Below are 23,116 nucleotides of genomic sequence, written 5' to 3'. Positions count from 1 at the left end.
AATAAATCCTCCTAGTATTCATTATAAAGATTATTATAGCTTGTGCAATAAGACTGCATGAAAGGGTATCATTTGTGGTATAATAATGAAGATTTCGGAGGCATTTTTATGAAAGAAAGAATTGAAGAACTTAGAAGGTTATTAAATCAATATAATATCGAATATCACGTACAAGATAAACCAACGGTAAGTGATGCTGAATATGACCGATTAATGAGAGAATTAATCGATTTAGAAACAAAATTTCCTGAAGCCATGGATCCATTATCACCAAGTCAAAGAATTGGTGGACCAGTGCTTGATGAATTTACTAAAATTCAACATAAACGCAAGATGATGTCATTGGGCAATGTATTTAATCAAGAAGAACTTAAAGCATGGGCTAAGCGAATTGAGGATGAAGTAGGTAAAGTTGAATATTGCGCAGAATGTAAAATTGATGGCTTGGCTATGTCAATTGAATACCAAGATGGTCAATTTGTTCAAGCAGTAACTCGTGGTGATGGCGAGGTAGGAGAAGATGTAACATTAAATGTAAAAACAATTAAATCAATTCCCATGAATGTATCATACAAAGAAGAGTTTGAGATACGTGGTGAAGTTTATATGCCTAAATCCAGTTTCGAAGCTCTAAATGAAGTAAAAAGACAACAAGGTGAACAAGAATTTGCGAATCCTCGTAATGCAGCAGCGGGTTCAATTAGACAACTTGATTCTAAAGTAGCTGCATCACGAAAGTTGGATGCATTTTGGTACCATGTTCCAGATGGCGAAACATATGGATTGAAAACACATTATGAATCTCTTGAGTGGATAAAGAAAATGGGATTTCGAGTAAATGAAAATACAACACTTTTTCAGAATATTGATGATGTATGGGAATTCATTGAAAAGATGACCATTGAAAGAAATAACTTACCTTATGAAATTGATGGCATTGTCATTAAAGTAAATGATTATGAGATTCAAAGCCAATTGGGATATACAGTAAAAGTTCCTAAATGGGCGATTGCTTATAAGTTTCCCGCTGAGGAAGCAATAACAAAACTAGAAGATATTTTCATTACAGTTGGTAGAACTGGAAAAGCAACCCCCAATGCAAAATTAACACCTGTACGTTTAGCAGGAACGACAGTTAGCGCTGCAACATTACATAATGAAGACATGATTAATCAAAAAGATGTACGAATTGGTGATATGGTCGTTGTTAGAAAAGCGGGAGATATCATTCCTGAGGTTGTGCGTAGTATAGAAGAAAAACGTGATGGAACACAAATGCCTTATCGTTTTCCAACCATTTGTCCTGATTGTGGTATGCCACTTCATCGCTTTGCGGATGAGGCAGCACATTATTGCGTAAATAGTGATTGCCCTGCAAGAATAGTGAATTCGATTGCTCATTTTGCGTCACGTGATGCAATGAACATTGATGGACTAGGTGAGAAAAAGGTAGAACAATTCCACAAAGCAGGATGGTTAAATAAAGTAGATGATATTTTCAAATTGAAAGATCATCGTGAAGAAATAATTGAACTAGATAAATTTGGAGTAAAATCATATGAGAATCTTGTGGCAGCAATTGAACAGTGCAAAAGCAATCCTCTGGATAAATTGTTGTTTGGATTGGGTATACGACAAGTTGGTTCAAAAGCAGCTCGTATTCTAGCAAATCGCTACAAAACCATGGATGCACTTATGAATGCTACAGTTGAAGATTTAGTGACAGTTGATGATATTGGTGAAATTACATCAGATGCAATTGTGACTTACTTTAATGAAGAAGCAACCAAACGGTTAATTGATAGTTTAAAACTTTCTGGTGTTAATATGAAACAAGAAACAGAAGAAACGATTCACTCTTCATTTACTGGGAAAACAATCGTATTAACAGGATCACTTCAACAATTTAGTCGAAATGAGGCACAAGAGTATTTAGAAAAACGAGGGGCTGTAGTCACTGGCAGTGTTTCTAAAAAAACAGATTTAGTTATTTATGGTGAAGCAGCAGGATCGAAATTAGAAAAAGCACAAGCTTTAGAAATAGAGACCATGACAGAAGAAGAATTTATGAAAATCGTAGAAAGGGAAGCGTAACATGACAGAAATAAAGAGCAAAGAATACTTACGTCATTTGGCTCATCAATGTATGTTTGATTGCAGTGATGATGAATTGGATGAAATCCAAGAAGAGTTTATGATTCTTGAAAAACAAATGGAATTATTAAATCAAGTGGATACAGAAGGTGTAGAACCAATGGTATATCCATTTGAGATGGAGACGACTTTTTTAAGAATGGATGAAGTTGTTAATGTATTGAGTGAAGAAGAAGCATTAGCAAATGCAGCGAAAACAAAAAATGGACATATACTAGTTCCAAAGGTGGTACGCTAATGATAGAAAAGTTAAGAAATGATGTTGCACATGCAAAAGAAAATGTACAACAAGCAATTGATTTAGCACATAAAATTCAACCTAAGATTAACGCGGTGGTTACATTTGTGGATCCAAGTGAACAATTAGCTCATTTAGATGAAGTGAAAAATGGTTTGATGGCAGGAGTACCCATTGCATTAAAAGACAATGTAAATACAAAAGGAATTCGTACAACAGCATCGAGCAAAATTTTAGATAATTATGTTCCTGTTTACAATGCACACATTGTTGATCTACTAAAGAAACAAGGTGCGATCTATATTGCAAAGGCATCCATGGATGAACTAGCAATGGGTGGTTCAAATTTAACTGCTTATACTGGCCCTGTAGCAAACCCTTGGGATACAACTCGTATGTCAGGAGGTAGTTCAGGAGGAAGTGCAGCACTTGTAGCTAGTGGTGTTGTTCCTTTTGCGATTGGCTCAGATACCGGTGACTCAGTAAGAAAACCAGCAGCATTTTGTGGCGTTGTAGGTGTAAAACCAACATATGGTCGCATATCTCGTTATGGAATTATCCCTTATGCATCAAGTTTAGATCATGTAGGCTATTTTACACGTAATGTAAAGGATGCATGCATTGGACTTGAGGTCTTAGCTGGAAGAGATGATCGTGATATGACATCTTCTAATAAAGAAGTACCTGCTTTCTCTTCTTTATTAAATGCCTCTTTAAAAGGAAAGAAAATTGGAATTATTAAGAATGTAACGGATGCGATTAAAAATGAAGCAACTTCAAAAGCATTTAATGAATTAATTACAAAGATGAAAAATGAAGGTGCAGAAATACAAGAAATTGAATTTGATAATGCCTTACTACGTGCAATTCTTCCTACTTATTATATGATTGCGAATTGCGAAGCAACTGCAAATCACTCGAATTTAGATGGAATCCGCTTTGGTGAACAAGAAATGGGTGATAGTACAGAAGAAGTTATGATTAACTCTCGTACAAAAGGATTTGGACTTCAAGTCAGAAAACGATTTATTACAGGAAGCTATGGTTTATTTGTAGAGAACCAAGAAAAATTATTTAGAAAAGCACAACGAGTACGTCGATTAATTGTAGAAGCAATGCAAAAAGCATTACAGGATGTTGATTGTTTAATTGCACCTGCAAGTTCTACAATTGCACCTAAAATCAAAGGTGAGAAAATTGATGAACTAATGGATGAATATTTAGTTGCAGAAAACTTTATGGTCATGGGTAACTTTTCTGGATATCCAAGCATGACACTTCCAATGGGATTTGATCAAGGATGTCCTTTGGGTGTTAATATCACATGCAAAGCATTTGATGAAGAAACAATGTTTAATCTTGGAGCAGGAATTGAAAACTGCACAGGATTACATGATTTAGTAGCGGAGGTAGAATAACATGGAATATGATGTAGTCATTGGAATAGAAATCCATTGTGAATTAAATACAAATTCTAAAATGTTTTCAAGTTCTCCTACAACATTTGGTAAACTTGCGAATAGTTGTGTAAATGAAATTGATCTTGCTCATCCAGGAACACTTCCTTGTGTAAATAAGGGAGCAGTTGAACAAGCGATTAAAGCATGTACTGCATTGCATTTGGAAATTGATCCTGTCGTTAAATTTGATCGTAAGAATTATTACTACTCTGATTTACCAAAAGGATTTCAAATTACTCAACAATTCTTTCCCATTGGGAAAGAGGGTCATATTGAAATAGAAACATCTCTAGGTAAAAAGAAAATTAGAATCAATCGTATCCATATGGAAGAAGATACAGCAAAACAATTCCATTTAACAGAAGGAACATTAATTGATTTTAATCGAGCTGGGACACCACTTATTGAAATTGTATCAGAACCTGATATGACAAATGGTGAAGAAGCTGCAGCCTATGTTGAAGCACTTCGTCAAACTTTATACTATTTGGGTGTATCTGATGTAAAGATGGAAGAAGGTTCAATGCGTTGTGATGTAAATATTTCATTAATGCCAAAAGGTTCAACTGTGTATGGTGTTAAGAATGAAATTAAGAATTTAAATTCAATTAGTAATGTACAAAAAGCAATTGATTATGAAATTGAGCGTCAAGCAAAGATATTGGATGAAGGTGGAATCATTGAACAAGCGACTCGTCGTTTTGATGAAGCAACTAAATCAACCATATTAATGCGATTAAAAGAAGGAAATGTAGATTATAAGTTCTTTCCAGAACCAAACATTGTTCCTATTCGATTAGAAGATGCATGGATCAAATCAATTCAAGCTAATCTACCAGAATTACCTGAACAAAGAAGAGCACGTTACCAAAGAGATTATCAATTAAGTGCATATGATATTAATGTTTTCTTAGCAAACAAAGAATTAGCGGAAATTTATGAAGAAGTCATGAAAACATGTAAAAACGCTAAATTAGCATGCAACTGGATGATTACTGATGTACTTGCTTGGTTAGGTAAAAATAATGTTCAAATCCCAGATTTAAAAATGAAACCAGAAGATTTAGCAACCATGGTCAATATGATTGAAAATGGTGATATTTCAGGGAAACAAGCTAAAGAAGTATTTGAAGATGTAATGCTTGGTAAAAATCCAAATCAAATTGTTGAAGAAAAAGGGTTAAAACAAGTAAGTGATACCTCAATGCTAGAGAGCTTAATTAACGAAGTTCTAGATGAGCAACCACAATCAATTGAAGACTATAGAAACGGTAAAGATCGTGCTGTAGGCTTCCTTGTGGGTCAAGTTATGAAGAAATCAAAAGGTCAAGCAAATCCAGCAATGACCAACAAAATGATAGTTGAAGAATTGAATAAACGCATAAAATAGTGGTAAAACTCTTCAATTTTATGTACAATATCCATGTTAGGAGTGAAGAAATGTCACAAAATAGAAAAAAAGTAAAAAACCAATCGAAGCGTAAATTAGATCGTACGAGCAAAATCATTTTAATTGGTGGGGCACTTATTGTCGTTCCATTCATTATTTTTGGATTTATTCTATTATCTGCTTCTTTCAATACGGGAAAACCAATCTTTGGAGATCGCTTTAAAGGTGATTTAGATCCAGCTATTACTAGTTCAAATATTTCGGAAATAGAATCGAAAGTAAAATCACAAAGCGGAGTTGAAAAAGTTAGTGTAGAATTATCTTCGGCAACACTTCGTGTTTATGTTGATATCACAGATTCAGCATCAAGCGCAGAAGCAACAAGTATTGCGGATGCAGTTTACAATGATGTAGTTAGTGTTTTACCAGAAGGAACTTATTTCAAACTTCAAGATGGTAAGAAAATGTATGATATTGAAGTTCATGTATACAATCTTGCAAAAGATCGTGATTCTGAGAACTTTGTTTATGTAATTAAAAATAAATCTTCAAATATGGAAACAGCACGTAGTCAAGTAGTCTCTGATCCATTGGATGCAGAACTTGCACAACAATTAAGAGATGATGTAGAAAATAGAAATAATCCTACACCAACTCCAAATGATGATGAAATGACAGTCGGTGGTGCTGATGATGGAACTGAAGCACAACCAGATGAAGGTAAAACAGAATAAAGGAGCATAGCTCCTTTTCTTTTAGGAGGATTCATGAATAAAAACGATAAATTTATAAGCACATGTATTGGATACAATACAGATGGGTTAGGAATTGTGAAGTACAATGGCATTGTATTCTTTGTCAAAAATATGTTGAGAGATGAAGAAGGTGAAATTGTAGTCACTTCGATGAAGAAAAATTATGGATTTGGAAAATGTGTTCAACTTTTAAAACCCTCAATTCATAGAGTAGAACCAATCTGTACAATTTATAAAAATTGTGGTGGTTGCCAACTCCAACATATGGATAGAGATGAACAACGTTATTTTAAGCATGAGAAAGTAAAAGACTGTTTTAAATCAATAGCACACAGTGAACCTCTCGTTCATGATGTACTTGATATGGAAAACCCTTATCGCTATCGCAACAAAGTACAAGTACCTGTTCAATTTGAAGAGAATCAACTTAAAATGGGATTTTATCGCAATCATACCCATGAGATTATTGAATTCGATGATTGTTTAGTTCAAACAGAGGAATCAAATCAAATTGTAAAGCGATTAAAAGAATTGATTGTAAAATACAATTGTGAAAAAATATTTAAACATGTTTTGATTAAACATGCCCATAAAACAAATGAAGTCATGGTTGTATTTGTAGTAAATAAGTATCCAGTTAATGGCATAGAAGAGTTAAAAAGAGAATTAATGAATGAATTTGAAAATATTCAAAGCATCATTGTAAATATTAATACTAGAAATGATAATGTAGTTTTATCAAATGAAGAAATAGCGTTAACATCCAAAACAATGATTCAAGAAAAACTCCATGATCTAAAGTTTAATATATCAAGTAAATCATTTTATCAAATTAATCCTGATCAAACTCAAGTTTTATATGATAAAGCAATTGAATATGCTCAAATTACAAATGAAGATACAGTTGTTGATCTATATTGTGGAACTGGAACAATTGGTATCATTGCATCCAAATATGCAAAAAAAGTAATTGGTATTGAAATTGTTGCGGAAGCAATTGAGGATGCAAAGAAGAATGCATTCATCAATGATGTGTCTAATGTTGAATTTATTTGTGCTGATGCAAAAGATGGTGCAATGAAATTATTAGAACGTAATGAAACAATTGATGTAGTCATAGTTGATCCACCAAGAAAAGGATGTGATCAAATTACATTAGAATCAATTGCAAAGATGAATCCAAAGAGAATTATCTATGTATCGTGTGATCCTTCAACATTAGCAAGAGATAGTGTGACTCTTAAAGAGTTAGGATATCAGATTCAAGAAGTACAACCTGTTGATATGTTTCCATTAACACATCATGTGGAAAATATAAGTGTGTACACGCGGTGATTGAAAAATATATTTATGAATATTCAGCAGGAGCTATCTTGTATACTAGAATTGAGGAAGAACTGTATTTTGTATTAGTTCAAGAATTAGATGGGCACATTGGATTTCCTAAAGGACATCTTGAAAAGGGTGAAACCGAAATTGGAGCTGCAAAAAGAGAAATCAAGGAAGAAACTGATATTGATGCAACTTTCGTTGAAGGGTTCATGGAGGATGTTGAGTATGAAAAAGAAATGCACATCATGAAACATGTAACTTACTTTCTTGCGACTTATGATAACCAAGAAGTCAGTGGTAAAGAAAACGAGATTATGAAGTTGTTTTTATTACCTTATAAACAAGCATTGAGTAAAGTGACTTATAATAATTCAAAAGAACTATTACAAAAAGCGATGGATTATATAGGAAAGAATAACACCAAGTAAAATAAAAAAAGAAGAGAACACTTACATAATGTAAGATTTCTCTTCTTTTTACGTGTTAACTATATCACAAAATCGCTGATTTTTCAAGAGTTGTAAGGGGTGGTGGGTGGTGGTATAACTAGTGGACACTGTAAGCAGAGGAGGATTTTATGGAACTTCAAAAACAAGATGAGTTAAAAAATTCAATTTCAGTCATTAATGAATATTTAATGATAAGAGGATTTGAACTAAGTGATGAAGAAGTTGAAGAATTATTCCAATATCAAAAATATGTGCTAGAGCGAGAAGAAGGTATCGAATTTGATGACCAGATGCTATTCAAGATTATTCAACCCTATACAAACTCTCCTTACTTAAGTTATGAAAATAAAATGGGTATTTTAAAGAGTGCAATTTATCTATATTACAAAATAAGAATGAGATTTGATTGGCATTTAGATGACTTAGATTTAATAGATATTTGTTATAAGTGTTATATTGAATCCTTTGGAATACTAGAAAAAGATTTAATTCAAACCATCATTGCAAAACTAAAGAAAGAAGGGTATTCAAATCGTGACAACATTGTTGAGTAAAGCGAGTAGTCAGTTATCAATTCTTGAAACATTGAATGTATGTAGAGAAAATCATTTGATAACATCCAATCGATATCAGGAATTATTAATAGAACTTAAACTACTTTCAAAAGAATTTGTGTTGAAATTTAATCACAAAAAAAGTTCAGCAATAAGTAAGAAAAATTACCAAAGAATATTAGATACAATTAGTTATCATGTTAATCATAGTATGATGGAAATATCAAAATTTAAAAGTGAGAGTATACGGACTTTTTATTCCCAGGGAAATTTAGAAATAGAAAAAGACATTCATGAAATCAAAGAAATTTATAAACAATTGGTTATATCAAGATTACGAGTAGAGAATGATCGATATAACAGTATAATTGATGAACAAATACCACGATTCTTAAAATCCTTAGATGAATACCGTGGAGAATTTAATCATTGTCATACAGATGAAGATTTAGATTATCCATTAATTGATGGAATTCCGCTAGATCATGATATGTATAAGGTAGATGGAACGGATTTGGTTTTATATTATCTAAATCGATTTAAAATTGAAAATGATTTTTGTAACCTATTTAAACTACGTATCTATGATTTAGTAAAGCAATATGAGGTATGCAAAGATATTGAAATCAATTTATTGAATATTAATCTGTGTGAGTTGTTTTTAATACAATATGTTGCTAATCGCATGATACAGAAAATCGATTTAGTATTAGAAGAGAATGAAGTTCAAAATATACGTTTATTAAGTCATCGATATAGGCAAAGAATTAATGAGGTGTATGAAGAAATGAAGATGCAATTTGGAAAAGATATCGTAGCTTATTTGGAGTTATTCAAAGAGAACATAATGAGACAGTTTGATTTGTTTTATAGAGATGAAATAGAACTTTTGGTATATAACAAAATTCTAGATGATAAATACTGTGTATATTTAACGGATACGAAAGATAGTGTTCATTTTGAATTGTTGTTTAATGCGATTCAAAGTATTAACACAACTAAAGGTAAAGTGGAATACATGCAAACAAAACAAATTGGATTATTTGATATTTTGGATTTATTTGATCATGAAATATTTTATGGTGATGAATTTTCGGCATATTTCTTGTCATGTACAAATCAACAATTAGCACTATTTGTAAAGATTGCATGTCCAGATGCAGGTAAGTTTAATATGAAAGTTGAATTTAATAAGAGTTTCTATGATGATTTTAATTTGTCGGTAGCTTGGCAAATGTATTTAGCAAAAACCCTTCAATCAATTCATGAGAGTGATCGAATGGAAATTGAAGAGTTGGTAAGAAAAATTAGAATTGTCATGAATTAATGAAATTATGGAAAAGAGTTTTTAATGAAATGTGGAATCCCTTCATGGTAAAATGATGATAAATAAAAAGTAGGTGGAATAATGAAGAAAATCAGATTGTATGGATGTCCTAAAGAAATGGTGGATACCTATAAAGAATTGTCAAAAATAACAGGTGTGGAAGTATCTTCTTTATGTGATTGTGATTTAGATAAAACATTAGAAGAAGCATTTGTGATTGATTCAACATTTGAAGAAAATAAAGTATTTGATGAAATGTTCATGATGATGCAAGGTTTTACTACAGAAGACATGCTTGAATTTCTAAATAAGTTAAAAGAGTTAGAAGTTCCTTATGGTGGAATTAAAATCATGCAGACAGAGCATAACAAAACATGGAGACTCCATGATTTGTTTGAAGAAGTAAAAAAAGAACATGAATTATTTCAAAAGAGTGAGGTTTTAAAACAAGTAATTATATCGACTAGTAAGGTTGATTTACATTCATTAGATGAAAAGAAGCAAACTGTATTTAAGGAACAAATCATGAAATCTTATATGATACTTCAATCGCCTGAAAGAACATTGGAGCAGGTTGAGGAGAATATTCATGCTTGTTTAAGTTTATTAAAAGAAATTCAATAGATTCACTATTTTGTAGTCTAGTTCCTAGTTGTGAAATAGTGTATACTTATTAACAAGTACATAGGGGGTAAAAATATGAATGAGAAAAGAAAAATAGTACTCGTAGGAACAGGTTCTGTTGGTATGAGTATGGCGTATAGTTTTATGACAACGGGTGGATTGGATGAACTCGTATTAATCGATGTCAACAAAGAAAAAGCAATTGGTGAGGCAATGGATTTACAACATGGCTTACCATATGCTCGTCACAATATGGTGATTAAAGCTGGTGAGTATTCAGATTGTAAAGGTGCACAAATTGTAGTTATTACAGCGGGTGTAACACAACGTCCTGATGAAACAAGATTAGATTTGACAGCACGTGATACAGTGATATTGAAAGATGTAACTGAAAATGTGATGAAGAGTGGTTTTGATGGTATCATTGTCGTTGCGAGTAATCCTGTTGATGGTATGGCTTATGTTGCTCAAAAAGTAAGTGGCTTACCAAGTCATCGTGTTATTGGTACAGGTACTTTATTAGATACTGCAAGACTTAGATTTATGATGAGTGAATATTTAACGGTATCTACAAGTAATATTCACGCTTATATTATGGGTGAGCATGGTGATACAAGTTTTGTGCCTTGGAATAATGCCTATATTGGTTGTAAGCCACTTCTTGAATTGCTCGATGAAAAGAAGAGAGATTTAAGTGATCTTCATGATATTTATACGCAGGTTCAACAAGCAGGGTATGAAATTGTAAAACGTAAGCACTCGACCTACTATGGAATAGGGTTATCACTCAACCGCTTAGTTCAAGCTATTTTAAATGATGACAACATTATCTTAACTGTATCAGCTTATCAAAATGGTGAGTATGGTCATGAAGGATTATACATTGGAGTACCGGCAGTCATTAATCGTGAAGGTGTTCGAGAGATTATTAAAATTGATTTAAATGAAGTTGATCAAGCAAAGTTTGATAAGAGTTGTGAAACATTAAAAGAGATCAATCAAAATGCAATTGATCCTCTCCTAAAATAAAAATAAGGAAATTCCTTATTTTTTTTCGTTTAGTTTTATTCTTCCGCCAGCATGTGTTGTCGCAATTGCCCCAAACTTGGAAGCAATTTCTAAGCATTCTTGTGTTGATAAGTTATCTAATAAACTCGCTATGAATGCACCCACAAAGCTATCGCCAGAACCTGTTGTATCAATTGGTTCAACCTCAACACTTGGGGTAGATAAACTATTCTTTTCTAAATATGTAAGTGATCCTTGCGCTCCACAAGTTTTAATAATAATTCTCAAGTTTGTATTTAGAATTTCAGTGATATGACCAAGATGTAAACGATTCACTAATATATCGATCTCAGATTCATTTCCTTTTATAATGGATGATAACTCAATACATTCTTTTAGTAGGTTAATTTCGATTTGATCTACAAGTGACCCTAAGTCAAAAAAGATATGTTTTCCTTGATGAATCATTCGCATTAGAAATGGAACGATTTTTTGTGATTCATCTTTGTAGGTTAAAAAGATACCAGATAAATAAATCCATTCGATTTGATCGATAACAGTAAGAGGAATTTTATCTTCGTTGAATTGTCCTTCAATTCCATTGTAGGTAAGAAAAGTTCTTTCTTTTGAACTATCAATCAAGATGGTACAAGTTCCAGTTTGTCCCTCAACTTCATAGATGCAGCTACAATCAAAACCTTCTTCGATTAAATCAGCTTTATATTGTGAAAAGATAGAATGACCTAAAGCGGAATAAAGAATGGGTTCTTTGCCCAAACGTTTTAAAACGGTTGCGACGTTTAAACATGAACCACCTAGCATTACTTTTTTTGATTTAATTAAAATATCATCACCAGCTTTGGGTAAGTGGTCACATTCTAATATTTCATCAATGCAACATCCACCTAATAAGAGTACTTTTTGTTTCATTGTTAATCCTACTTTCTTCAATTATTATAACGAAAAATAAGGAAATTTGTTATAGAAGTATGATAAAATAGAATAAATTAGTGAGGACTTACAATGGATAAAGAATTAGAAATATGGAGTGAACAAGTAAATAATGTCCATTTACCACGTTGGGAAGAGCTTCCTGATATGGACTTATATAAAGATCAAGTAATTACTTTGATTGAAAAGTATGTAGGCACTTTAATAGAAGATGAAAAAATTTTGACACCATCAATGATAAATAATTATGTGAAGTGGAAAATGATACCTGCACCAAATCGTAAAAAACAATATAATCGTGTTCATTTTGGTTATTTGATTGCGATTACCATTCTTAAACAAGTGATGACAATTAAAGAGGTAAAGGATGGTATTCTTTTCCAAGCAAATTTATCGGGGACACATGAAGCATACAACTTTTTTTGTGAAGAACAAGAAAAGGCATTGAAACAGGCAATGGCGATGATCAATGCCAAGATAAAAAATGATACACGGGTAACAGTTATCCAAGAAGATGAAATAGCACTTAAGATGGCGGCACTTGCTTTTGCGAATAAAATTGTTGCGTCGAAGAAAGTAAAACTTCAACAAGAAAGTTTTCGAGGAGAATTATGAATAGAGTATTTGTGATTGGCGGAGCCAATGTTGATATTTGCGGGGCTAGCTTTAAACCTTTGCAGATGTTTGATTCAAATCCAGGAATAATCACAACTTCCTTTGGTGGAGTTGGTCGAAATATTGCAGAGAATTTATCACGACTGGGTAAAGAGGTTTATTTTGTTACAATCTTTGCAGATGATTTGTATGGAATACAATTGAAGAAGTATTGTGAAGATGTGGGGATGAATTGTTCGTTATCTAAAGTAATTCATGATGCAAGATCTTCGATTTATCTTGCGATATTGGATGAGAAGCATGATATGCACTTAGCAATGAGTGATATGGATATTCTAAATCATATGGATGAAATCATGTTGGCGGATATCTTGAGTAAGATAGAAGAAGATGATTTATTGGTTATTGATACAAATTTGAAGAAGGATTTAATTGATTATATTACATCAAATACGCGTGCTAAGATTGCGATTGATCCAATCTCTACCGCAAAGGCAGATAAAGTAAAGGGGATATTGAATCGTTTTTCAATCTTTAAACCAAATAAATATGAATCAGAGATTTTTACAAATATAAAAATTGAAGATGAAGCATCAGCGATTAGAACACTAGAAAATTACATAGAGCAAGGTGTTGAAGAGCCTATTATTAGTCTGGGTGAACAAGGTGTTCTTGCGGGAAACAAGGATCATAAAATTTGGGTTAAACATAAAATGGTGGAAGTTGCGAATGCGACAGGTGGAGGAGATGCTTTTTTGGCATCGTATATCTATGCTAGAATGAATGGGAAATCCATTGATGATGCCGTTGAGTTTGCGATAGCAGCAGCAGTATGTACAATTACATGCATTCATACTGTGAATCCTGAATTATGTGTTAAACTAATAGAAGAAACAATTAAAACATTAGAAATTGAGAGGAAAATATTATGATGATTAGAGTAAACCCAGAAGTACAAAAAGCATTAGATAACAATCAACCCGTTGTTGCATTAGAATCTACAATTATATCTCACGGAATGCCTTATCCACAAAATGTGAAAACAGCATTAGAAGTAGAAGCAATTATTCGTGAAAAAGGTGCAGTGCCTGCAACGATTGGGATTATAGATGGTGTTGGTGTTGTTGGTATGACACCAGAGGAAATTGAAGAGTTTGGAAAACGCGAAGGAATCATTAAAGTTTCTCGCCGTGATTTACCAGTTATTATGTCAAAGAAATTATGGGGTGCAACAACAGTAGCAACAACTATGATTTTTGCGGCAAAAGCAGGCATTGAAGTATTTGTAACTGGAGGTGTTGGTGGTGTTCATCGTGGAGCACAAGAAACATTTGATATCTCAGCTGACTTACAAGAATTAGCACATACAAATGTAACTGTTATTTGTGCTGGAGCAAAAGCAATTTTAGATTTACCACTTACACTTGAATACCTTGAAACATTTGGAGTTCCAGTGTTAGGATATAAGACAAAAGAATTGGCTGCATTCTATACAAGAACATCAGGTTTAATGGTGGACTATGAAATGGATAGCGAAAAAGAAATCGCTGAAGCAATTTTAGCAAAACGCGAAATGGGACTTGATGGAGGCGTACTTGTAACAAATCCAATTCCTGAGGAATATGCAATGAACAAAGATGAAATGGATGTTGCGATTAATTCAGCAATTAAAGAAATGGATGCTCAAGGTGTTCATGGAAAAGATTCAACACCTTTCTTACTTGCAAAAATTAAAGAATTAACTGGTGGTAAGAGTTTAGATTCAAATATTCAACTTGTGTTTAATAATGCACGTGTTGGAACGGAAATTGCAAAAGAACTTTGTCAATTAAGAGGTGAATAATATGTATGATGTTTGTGTTCAGTTATTACATGATAGAGGGGTAGAACTTGAAGACATTGCAGAATGCGCTAAATTATTACAAAAGGATTACTACCCAGATTTAACACTAGAAGAAGTATTGGATGGAGTAAAACAAGTTATTTCAAAACGTGAAGTACAACATGCTATTGTTACGGGTATTAATTTAGATATGATGGCTGAAGAGGGAAAACTTGCTACAAAGGAATTGGAAACAATTTTAATGCAAGATTATTCACTTTATGGTGTCGATGAAGTATTAGCGTATGGAATATGTAATATCTATGGTTCAATTGCTTTAACAAATTATGGATATATTGATAGAGTGAAACCAGGAATTATTGCGAAATTGAATAATCATGAAGGTCCACAATGCAATACGTTCTTGGATGATATTGTTGGAGCTATTGCAGCTAGTGCTGCTAGTAAAATTGCGCATGGTAAGGAAAAAGGGGATAGTAGTGAAAAATAGAAAGATGATTACAACAGTATTAACCAAAAAGGACTTGATGAAGAATTTTATCGAACTTGGAGTAAAACCAGGGATGATATTGGAGGTTCATGCATCATTGTCTAGTTTTGGTTATGTAATTGGAGGAGCACAAACAGTAGTTGATGCGCTCATTGATGTCGTTGGTTATAGTGGAACTATTCTTATGCCGATGCATTGTAGTAACAACACAGAGCCCACATTTTGGGTCAATCCACCTGTTGAAATGGGTCTTGCTGAAACAATAAGAGAAAATACCCCAGCTTTTCATAAGAAAGAATCGGAAAGTGTTTGTATGGGAGACATTGCGGAGAATTTAAGAAGACGTGATGGTGCAGTCATATCTAATCATCCCAACAGTGCCTATGTAGCTTGGGGAAAATATGCGAAGTTATTGTGTAATCGTCACTCGCTTCATTTTTCATTATCAGAAGAATCACCAACTGCTAGATTATATGAGTTAAAAGGATATGTTTTACTACTTGGTGTTGGGTTTGATAATTGCACAGCACTGCATTTAGCGGAATATCGATCTGATTGTAGACCGATTTTACTTCAAGGTGCTGCAGTAGAAATTGAAGGAAGAAGAGTTTGGAAGAAATATTTGGATATTGACGTCAATAGTGATGAATTTGTTTTGGTTGAATTAGAACTAAAAGAAAAAGGTGCTATTCGCGATATGAAGATAGGTAATTCAGATGTAAAACTATTTAGAGCAGATGTAGCAATTGATGAAATGGTACGTTGCTTTGAAGCGAGAAGTAAATACGAAATCTATAGATAAAAAAGTGAAGCTTATTTCCAGTTATGGAGTAAATAAGCTTCACTTATTAATTTGCAAATCATTTCAAATTCAACTGCATCCCTTTCACTAAATCGGTTGAGTGAAGGAGAATCGATATCAAGAAGTCCTACAACATCATCATTTACAAGGATTGGAATGACAAGCTCACTCTCTGAGGCACTATCACATGCAATATGACCTTTGAATTCATGAACGTTTTTAATAATTTGAATTGTCTTTGTGGATGCGGCTTTACCACACACACCACGATCTAACGAAATATGTGTACAAGCTACTTTGCCTTGAAAGGGTCCAAGTACCAATTCGTTATTTGTTAGAAAATAGAATCCAACCCAATTGATGTTGTCGAGGGATTCATTGATGCAAGCGGTAAGATTTGCGAGTGCTGCAATTTTATCTGTTTCTTCAAGTAGTGCTTCAACTTGACTGTTTAATAATGGATAATCAATCATAAGGTCTCCTTTTTTTCTATTGTATTGTATCACACATGTATCGATGTTATAATAAAGACCGTGAACAGGGGTGCACATTGTGCTGAGAGTTAACCCTTATCACCTGATCTAGTTAATACTAGCGTAGGGAGTTCTTAGTTTTTATCCTTACGCCTTTGAACAAATCGGAGGTGTTTTTTTATGAAAATTAACGTGAAAGATCTTAGTTACATGGCTTTGTATGTGGCATTGGCAGTGGTGTTGGATTATGTTAGTAAGTTTATTCCAATCTTGCAAATGCCAAGTGGGGGAAGTATTACATTGGGACTTCTTCCTGTATTTATGGCTTCTTATCATTTAGGATGGAAAAAAGGATTTAGTGTGGGACTATTGTGGTGGTTAGTGACTTCAATGATGGGATTGAATGAATGGTATTTAAATCCGATTCAATATTCATTGGATTACATTATTCCTTCAGCTATCTGTGGTATGGCAAGTGCTTTCCCTAAAATGGGGAAAATCTCTAATCTATATATAGGGATGGCAATAACGATGTTTGTGCGATTTGCAGGTCAAGTTGTCTCTGGTGTTTATTATTGGCCAGCAAATGAAGTTGCGGGTAGTGCGGGAGCTTGGATTTATTCTATGGGGTATAATTTTGGGTTCAATTTTGTAACACTAATTATTGCGGCAATTTTAGTACCACTAATTATTCATCGTCTAAGTACAACAAAGCGTTTTGAATTTGTAGGTTTAAAATAAAATAGGTAGATAAGAATAAGGTACAACTCAACCTTATTTTTATTTTAAAGACTAAAGGAAAGGATATTTGTGTTATAATAAACAAGGTTTTATTTGGACAATATGATTTTGAAAGGAGAATAGTACATGTTACCTACTATCGGGTCAATGGTATATATTCAAAGTTTCAAACATGATGGGTCCTTGCATCGCACATGGGCTAAGGGGTTCGTGATAGAAGCGAATGAATCACAAATTGTTGCGGTTACTAACAAAACATGGGTAACAGAAGCTGATGGACGCAAATGGTTTACAAGAGAACCGGCTATCTGTTTCTTTTATCCAGATAAATGGTTTAATATTATAACAATGATTCGAAAGACAGGAATTTATTATTATTGTAATTTAGCTTCACCTAGTTTATATGATGGAGAAGCAATTAAAAACATTGACTATGATTTAGATATAAAATTATATCCAAATGGTTTGTTTGAAATCTTGGATGAAGATGAATATGAAGATCATGGGAAAAAGATGAATTATTCAAATGATATTAAAATGATTGTTGAAGGACAAATGCAAGATTTAATTCGCAGAATAAAAGAGATGGAAGATCCCTTTAATGATGAAACAATTAATCGGTATTACAAACTGTATCAAAAGATGCAAAAACAATAGCACAAAGATTTGTGCTTTTTGTTTGTCAAAATCAAGAAGAGAAAAGAAAAAATGAAGGTGAAAACGACTATAAATAAGGGGTTTTTACAACGAAGTAAAAAAATAATAAAAAAGTTTAAAAAAAGTTCAAAAAGTTGTTGACAGTAAAGGAGTCGTTTGATATTATAGTTAAGCACCTCACCGGTGCAACAAACCGCTAAACACGAAGGTGTTAGCGAACGATCTTTGAAAACTGAATAGGAAATTAAACAACGAACGTCAATTAAAAAGGAAACAAAAAGGATAAAACTGACAAAGAAGTCAGTGTCATAAATGAGCAATTCAAACGGAGAGTTTGATCCTGGCTCAGGATGAACGCTGGCGGCGTGCCTAATACATGCAAGTCGAACGAACGGAAGAGAGCTTGCTCTTGGAAGTTAGTGGCGAACGGGTGAGTAATACATAACCAACCTACCTATAAGGACTGGGATAACGTTTGGAAACGGACGCTAAAACCGGATAGGTCATTGGAAGGCATCTTCTGATGATTAAAGGTGAGAAACACAAATAGATGGGGTTATGTCGCATTAGTTAGTTGGTGAGGTAATGGCTCACCAAGACGATGATGCGTAGCCGGCCTGAGAGGGTGAACGGCCACATTGGGACTGAGACACGGCCCAAACTCCTACGGGAGGCAGCAGTAGGGAATTTTCGGCAATGGGCGAAAGCCTGACCGAGCAACGCCGCGTGAGTGAAGACGGCCTTCGGGTTGTAAAGCTCTGTTGTAAAGGAAGAACGGCCTGGATAGGATCTAGGAGTGACGGTACTTTACCAGAAAGCCACGGCTAACTACGTGCCAGCAGCCGCGGTAATACGTAGGTGGCAAGCGTTATCCGGAATTATTGGGCGTAAAGGGTGCGTAGGCGGTTGATTAAGTTTTAGGTGAAAGCGTGGGGCTCAACCCCATATAGCCTAAGAAACTGGTCGACTAGAGTACAGGAGAGGGCAATGGAATTCCATGTGTAGCGGTAAAATGCGTAGATATATGGAGGAACACCAGTGGCGAAGGCGGTTGCCTGGCCTGTAACTGACGCTGAAGCACGAAAGCGTGGGGAGCAAATAGGATTAGATACCCTAGTAGTCCACGCCGTAAACGATGAATACTAAGTGTTGGGGAAACTCAGTGCTGCAGTTAACGCAATAAGTATTCCGCCTGGGGAGTATGCACGCAAGTGTGAAACTCAAAGGAATTGACGGGGGCCCGCACAAGCGGTGGAGTATGTGGTTTAATTCGACGCAACGCGAAGAACCTTACCAGGTCTTGACATACCGGACAAGCCTATAGAGATATAGGGGAGGATGAAGGATACAGGTGGTGCATGGTTGTCGTCAGCTCGTGTCGTGAGATGTTGGGTTAAGTCCCGCAACGAGCGCAACCCTTGTCTTCAGTTACCATCATTAAGTTGGGGACTCTGGAGAGACTGCCGGTGATAAACCGGAGGAAGGTGGGGATGACGTCAAATCATCATGCCCTTTATGACCTGGGCTACACACGTACTACAATGGCAACTACAGCGTGAAGCCAGCTAGTGATAGCGAGCAAAACACACAAAGGTTGTCTCAGTTCGGATTGAAGTCTGCAATTCGACTTCATGAAGTCGGAATCGCTAGTAATCGCGGATCAGCATGCCGCGGTGAATACGTTCTCGGGCCTTGTACACACCGCCCGTCAAACCATGAGAGTTGGTAATACCCGAAGCCGGTGGCCTAACCTGTAAAGGAGGGAGCCGTCGAAGGTAGGACTGATGATTGGGGTTAAGTCGTAACAAGGTATCCCTACGGGAACGTGGGGATGGATCACCTCCTTTCTAAGGAGAAAGAAGTACAGTAATTGAGTTAAGCGTTTATTTCCTATTTAGTTTTGAGAGATCGGTGATTTCTCAGAAGTTCTTTGAAAACTGAATAACAGAGAAAGACAGATATTAAGGTCTTTCCGAAAAGTTGAAAAACTAGATTTCAAAAATCAGAACAGCAATGAAATGATTTTAGGAAAAACATAGTAAAAACAGTTCAATCTAAAAAAAGAAGTCCACGAGAAGAAATCTCAGTCTTGTGGCGAAGTGATTAAATGAAAAAGGGCGTACGGTGAATGCCTTGGCATAATGAGCAGAAGAAGGACGCAGCGAACGGCGAAACGCCTCGGGGAGTGGTAAGCACACAGAGATCCGGGGGTATCCGAATGGGGGAACCCAGCACTGGTAATGCAGTGTTATCCACAAGTGAATACATAGCTTGTGAGAAGAGAACGCAGGGAATTGAAACATCTTAGTACCTGTAGGAGAAGAAAATAAAAATGATTCCCTAAGTAGTGGCGAGCGAAAGGGGAAGAGCCCAAACCAGTCTAAGGACTGGGGTTGTAGGACCACAACGTGGTACTCAAACGGTTAGTCGAACGGCATTGAAAGGTCGGTCAAAGAAGGTGCAAACCCTGTAGACGAAAATCGAATGAGACCTAGTGGAATCCTGAGTACGGCGAGGCACGTGAAACCTTGTCGGAATTAGCCGGGACCATCCGGTAAGGCTAAATACTCCATTATGACCGATAGTGAACCAGTACCGTGAGGGAAAGGTGAAAAGAACCGCGGGAGCGGAGTGAAATAGAACCTGAAACCGTATGCTTACAAGAAGTCAGAGCCCGTTAATGGGTGATGGCGTGCCTTTTGTAGAATGAACCGGCGAGTTACCAATACGTGCGAGGTTAAGTTGAAGAAACGGAGCCGAAGCGAAAGCGAGTCTGAATAGGGCGACATAGTACGTGATGGTAGACCCGAAGCCGTGTGATCTAGCCATGATCAGGTTGAAGGTTGGGTGATACCAACTGGAGGACCGAACCGACCACCGTTGAAAAGTTGGCGGATGAATTGTGGCTAGCGGAGAAATTCCAATCGAACACGGCGATAGCTGGTTCTCCCCGAAATAGCTTTAGGGCTAGCGTCGAGGTAAGCAACCTGGAGGTAGAGCACTGAAATCATGATGGCCCCATCTAGGGGTACTGAATGGTATCAAACTCCGAATGCCAGAATTGTATACTCGGCAGTCAGACTGTGGGTGATAAGGTCCATGGTCAAAAGGGAAACAGCCCAGATCATCAGTTAAGGTCCCAAAATTTCTGCTAAGTGGAAAAGGATGTGGGGATGCACAGACAACTAGGAGGTTGGCTCAGAAGCAGCCATCCTTTAAAGAGTGCGTAACAGCTCACTAGTCGAGTGACCCTGCGCCGAAAATGTACCGGGGCTAAGCAGAATACCGAAACTATGGCAATGTCGTAAGATATTGGGTAGGGGAGCGTTCCAATCAGCGTTGAAGCCATACCGTAAGGAGTGGTGGAGCGTTTGGAAGTGAGAATGCCGGTGTGAGTAGCGAGATGTAGGTGAGAATCCTACACACCGATTGACTAAGGTTTCCAGGGGAAGGTTCGTCCTCCCTGGGTAAGTCGGGACCTAAGGCGAGGCTGACAAGCGTAGTCGATGGACAACGGGTTGATATTCCCGTACCCGCACTTGAGTGAAGGAATGACAAAGAAGGTTAGCAATACCCCTTAATGGATTGGGGATTAAGCGAAGTAGGAGACATGTAGGCAAATCCGCATGTCAATCCAAAAGCGTGACGACGAGTGAACGGGCGACCAAGTAGCGAAGTTTGTGATACCAGCTTTCAAGAAAAGTTTCTAGCGTTAATCAAGATGCGGCCCGTACCAAAACCGACACAGGTGGTCAAGGCGAGAAGCCTAAGGTGAGCGAGAGAACTGTTGCCAAGGAACTCGGCAAAATTGCCCCGTACGTTCGCAAGAAGGGGCGCTCTTGTAAAAGAGAGCCGCAGTGAAGAGGCCCAAGCAACTGTTTAACTAAAACACAGCTCTCTGCAAAGTCGCAAGACGAAGTATAGGGGGTGACGCCTGCCCGGTGCTGGAAGGTTAAGAGGATGAGTTAGTCGCAAGGCGAAGCTTTGAATTGAAGCCCCAGTGAACGGCGGCCGTAACTATAACGGTCCTAAGGTAGCGAAATTCCTTGTCAGGTAAGTTCTGACCCGCACGAAAGGCGTAATGATTTGGGCGCTGTCTCGGCAGCAGACTCGGTGAAATCTTAGTACCTGTGAAAATGCAGGTTACCCGCAACTAGACGGAAAGACCCCATGGAGCTTTACTGTAGCTTGATATTGAGTTTTGATTAACTATGTACAGAATAGGTGGGAGGCTAAGAAGTTGGGACGCTAGTTTCAATGGAGCCATCGTTGGGATACCACTCTTAGTTACTTGAAATTCTAACTTATGGCCCTGATCGGGTCAAAGGACAGTGTCAGGTGGGCAGTTTGACTGGGGCGGTCGCCTCCTAAAGAGTAACGGAGGCGCCCAAAGGTACCCTCAGATTGGTTGGAAATCAATCGTTGAGTGCAAATGCAGAAGGGTGCTTGACTGCGAGACTTACAAGTCGAGCAGGGACGAAAGTCGGGATTAGTGATCCGGCGGTGCAGTATGGAATGGCCGTCGCTTAACGGATAAAAGCTACCCTGGGGATAACAGGCTGATCTCGCCCAAGAGTTCACATCGACGGCGAGGTTTGGCACCTCGATGTCGGCTCATCGCATCCTGGAGCTGAATTCGGTTCCAAGGGTTGGGCTGTCCGCCCATTAAAGCGGTACGCGAGCTGGGTTCAGAACGTCGTGAGACAGTTCGGTCCCTATCTGTTGTGGGCGTAGGAAATTTGAGGAACGCTGTCCCTAGTACGAGAGGACCGGGATGGACGTACCGATGGTGTACCAGTTGTCACGCCAGTGGCATGGCTGGGTAGCTAAGTACGGACTGGATAAACGCTGAAGGCATCTAAGCGTGAAACCAATTCCAAGATGAGATTTCCCATTTCCTTGAGAAAGTAAGACCCCTTGAAGACGACGAGGTTGATAGGTCAGAGATGGAAGTACAGTGATGTATGGAGTTGACTGATACTAATAGGTCGAGGATTTAATCACGTCAAGAGTAAAACAAACACAACAACAATTCGGAAAGATACAAAAAATGTCTTAAACTGTTATTTAGTTTTGAGAGAATTTCTCTCACAAATCTGGTAATGATGGCGAAATGGTCACACCTGTTCCCATACCGAACACAGAAGTTAAGCATTTCAGCGGCGATTATAGCTATGCACGCCATAGTGAAACTAGCTCGTTGCCAGGTAACCTTGGATATCCCTTGCGGATATCCTTTTTTCTTGCGTTTTT

20 protein-coding genes, 3 rRNA genes and 1 riboswitch are annotated in these 23,116 nt (G+C 36.4%); of the genes, 21 read left to right on the top strand and 2 right to left on the bottom strand.

Annotated features, from left to right (window positions below):
• Nucleotides 1–108 precede the first annotated feature (108 nt).
• The 11 genes from ligA (at nucleotide 109) to B5D14_RS00065 (ending at nucleotide 11,312) form a co-directional block, all read left to right on the top strand.
• Nucleotides 109–2,094 carry an NAD-dependent DNA ligase LigA gene (gene ligA, locus B5D14_RS00115; protein ID WP_078710556.1) on the top strand — a complete coding sequence of 662 codons (1,986 nt, stop codon included), beginning with the start codon at nucleotides 109–111 and terminating at the stop codon, nucleotides 2,092–2,094.
• Nucleotide 2,095: 1 nt separating this feature from the next.
• Nucleotides 2,096–2,392, top strand: coding sequence for an Asp-tRNA(Asn)/Glu-tRNA(Gln) amidotransferase subunit GatC (gatC, locus tag B5D14_RS00110; protein WP_078710555.1), 297 nt, complete (start codon nucleotides 2,096–2,098; stop codon nucleotides 2,390–2,392).
• Nucleotides 2,392–3,810 carry an amidase family protein gene (locus B5D14_RS00105; RefSeq protein ID WP_078710554.1) on the top strand — a complete coding sequence of 473 codons (1,419 nt, stop codon included), beginning with the start codon at nucleotides 2,392–2,394 and terminating at the stop codon, nucleotides 3,808–3,810. Before gatC ends, B5D14_RS00105 begins: the two co-directional genes overlap by 1 nt.
• A 1-nt stretch (nucleotide 3,811) precedes the next feature.
• Nucleotides 3,812–5,242, top strand: coding sequence for an Asp-tRNA(Asn)/Glu-tRNA(Gln) amidotransferase subunit GatB (gene gatB, locus B5D14_RS00100; protein WP_078710553.1), 1,431 nt, complete (start codon nucleotides 3,812–3,814; stop codon nucleotides 5,240–5,242).
• 50 nt (nucleotides 5,243–5,292) lie between these two features.
• On the top strand, nucleotides 5,293–5,976 hold the full coding sequence (locus tag B5D14_RS00095) for a hypothetical protein (RefSeq protein WP_078710552.1): 684 nt from the start codon (nucleotides 5,293–5,295) through the stop codon (nucleotides 5,974–5,976).
• Nucleotides 5,977–6,009: 33 nt separating this feature from the next.
• Complete coding sequence (gene rlmD, locus B5D14_RS00090) at nucleotides 6,010–7,332, top strand: 23S rRNA (uracil(1939)-C(5))-methyltransferase RlmD (RefSeq protein WP_078710551.1); 1,323 nt, start codon at nucleotides 6,010–6,012, stop codon at nucleotides 7,330–7,332.
• The gene (locus B5D14_RS00085) at nucleotides 7,329–7,757 is read left to right on the top strand and encodes a bis(5'-nucleosyl)-tetraphosphatase (RefSeq protein ID WP_159443662.1); all 429 of its coding nucleotides are present in this window, start codon (nucleotides 7,329–7,331) and stop codon (nucleotides 7,755–7,757) included. The genes rlmD and B5D14_RS00085 overlap by 4 nt, the downstream gene beginning before the upstream one ends.
• 149 nt (nucleotides 7,758–7,906) lie before the next feature.
• Nucleotides 7,907–8,332 carry a DUF6323 family protein gene (locus B5D14_RS00080; RefSeq protein WP_078710549.1) on the top strand — a complete coding sequence of 142 codons (426 nt, stop codon included), beginning with the start codon at nucleotides 7,907–7,909 and terminating at the stop codon, nucleotides 8,330–8,332.
• Nucleotides 8,313–9,659 (top strand): DUF6179 domain-containing protein, encoded by a 1,347-nt coding sequence (locus B5D14_RS00075; RefSeq protein WP_078710548.1) that lies wholly within the window; start codon nucleotides 8,313–8,315, stop codon nucleotides 9,657–9,659. Before B5D14_RS00080 ends, B5D14_RS00075 begins: the two co-directional genes overlap by 20 nt.
• An 81-nt stretch (nucleotides 9,660–9,740) precedes the next feature.
• Nucleotides 9,741–10,283 (top strand): DUF3783 domain-containing protein, encoded by a 543-nt coding sequence (locus B5D14_RS00070; RefSeq protein ID WP_078710547.1) that lies wholly within the window; start codon nucleotides 9,741–9,743, stop codon nucleotides 10,281–10,283.
• A 75-nt stretch (nucleotides 10,284–10,358) separates the two neighbouring features.
• A complete protein-coding gene (locus B5D14_RS00065) occupies nucleotides 10,359–11,312 on the top strand; it encodes an L-lactate dehydrogenase (RefSeq protein ID WP_078710546.1) in 954 nt (317 codons plus the stop codon).
• Nucleotides 11,313–11,327: 15 nt separating this feature from the next.
• Here the strand turns inward: B5D14_RS00065 and B5D14_RS00060 are convergent, their stop codons facing one another.
• On the bottom strand, nucleotides 11,328–12,221 hold the full coding sequence (locus tag B5D14_RS00060) for a carbohydrate kinase family protein (RefSeq protein WP_078710545.1): 894 nt from the start codon (nucleotides 12,219–12,221) through the stop codon (nucleotides 11,328–11,330).
• 93 nt (nucleotides 12,222–12,314) lie between these two features.
• On the opposite strand from B5D14_RS00060, the gene B5D14_RS00055 reads away from it, so the two are divergent.
• From B5D14_RS00055 to B5D14_RS00035, 5 genes are read left to right on the top strand one after another with little or no spacing between them, the layout of a single operon-like run.
• Nucleotides 12,315–12,857 (top strand): DUF1836 domain-containing protein, encoded by a 543-nt coding sequence (locus tag B5D14_RS00055; RefSeq protein ID WP_078710544.1) that lies wholly within the window; start codon nucleotides 12,315–12,317, stop codon nucleotides 12,855–12,857.
• Nucleotides 12,854–13,789 (top strand): carbohydrate kinase family protein, encoded by a 936-nt coding sequence (locus tag B5D14_RS00050; protein ID WP_078710543.1) that lies wholly within the window; start codon nucleotides 12,854–12,856, stop codon nucleotides 13,787–13,789. Before B5D14_RS00055 ends, B5D14_RS00050 begins: the two co-directional genes overlap by 4 nt.
• The gene (locus B5D14_RS00045; RefSeq protein WP_078710542.1) at nucleotides 13,786–14,700 is read left to right on the top strand and encodes a pseudouridine-5'-phosphate glycosidase; all 915 of its coding nucleotides are present in this window, start codon (nucleotides 13,786–13,788) and stop codon (nucleotides 14,698–14,700) included. Before B5D14_RS00050 ends, B5D14_RS00045 begins: the two co-directional genes overlap by 4 nt.
• 1 nt (nucleotide 14,701) lies before the next feature.
• On the top strand, nucleotides 14,702–15,190 hold the full coding sequence (locus B5D14_RS00040; RefSeq protein WP_078710541.1) for a phosphatidylglycerophosphatase A family protein: 489 nt from the start codon (nucleotides 14,702–14,704) through the stop codon (nucleotides 15,188–15,190).
• Nucleotides 15,180–15,992 (top strand): AAC(3) family N-acetyltransferase, encoded by an 813-nt coding sequence (locus tag B5D14_RS00035; RefSeq protein WP_200804719.1) that lies wholly within the window; start codon nucleotides 15,180–15,182, stop codon nucleotides 15,990–15,992. Before B5D14_RS00040 ends, B5D14_RS00035 begins: the two co-directional genes overlap by 11 nt.
• 11 nt (nucleotides 15,993–16,003) lie before the next feature.
• Here the strand turns inward: B5D14_RS00035 and B5D14_RS00030 are convergent, their stop codons facing one another.
• Nucleotides 16,004–16,465: a GAF domain-containing protein gene (locus tag B5D14_RS00030; protein ID WP_078710539.1), complete on the bottom strand. Its 462-nt coding sequence runs from the start codon at nucleotides 16,463–16,465 to the stop codon at nucleotides 16,004–16,006.
• A gap of 56 nt (nucleotides 16,466–16,521) precedes the next feature.
• A riboswitch (TPP riboswitch) is annotated at nucleotides 16,522–16,612 on the top strand.
• Between the two features lie 33 nt (nucleotides 16,613–16,645).
• Here B5D14_RS00030 and B5D14_RS00025 point away from each other — a divergent pair.
• From B5D14_RS00025 to rrf, 5 genes are all read left to right on the top strand, one after another.
• Nucleotides 16,646–17,206 (top strand): energy-coupled thiamine transporter ThiT, encoded by a 561-nt coding sequence (locus B5D14_RS00025; RefSeq protein WP_078710538.1) that lies wholly within the window; start codon nucleotides 16,646–16,648, stop codon nucleotides 17,204–17,206.
• A 126-nt stretch (nucleotides 17,207–17,332) separates the two neighbouring features.
• On the top strand, nucleotides 17,333–17,863 hold the full coding sequence (locus B5D14_RS00020) for a DUF402 domain-containing protein (protein WP_078710537.1): 531 nt from the start codon (nucleotides 17,333–17,335) through the stop codon (nucleotides 17,861–17,863).
• 322 nt (nucleotides 17,864–18,185) lie between these two features.
• A 16S ribosomal RNA gene (locus tag B5D14_RS00015) occupies nucleotides 18,186–19,710 on the top strand.
• A gap of 254 nt (nucleotides 19,711–19,964) precedes the next feature.
• Nucleotides 19,965–22,867, top strand: a 23S ribosomal RNA gene (locus B5D14_RS00010).
• 91 nt (nucleotides 22,868–22,958) lie between these two features.
• Nucleotides 22,959–23,072 (top strand): 5S ribosomal RNA (gene rrf / locus B5D14_RS00005).
• Together the 16S, 23S and 5S rRNA genes form the textbook arrangement of a ribosomal RNA operon.
• Nucleotides 23,073–23,116: the final 44 nt, after the last annotated feature.

Source organism: Anaerorhabdus furcosa (genome assembly GCF_900167375.1).
In the GTDB taxonomy this organism is placed as follows: domain Bacteria; phylum Bacillota_I; class Bacilli_A; order Erysipelotrichales; family Erysipelotrichaceae; genus Anaerorhabdus; species Anaerorhabdus furcosa.
Note: the sequence above shows the minus strand (reverse complement) of the source record. Positions and strands in the feature narration are given on the sequence as shown.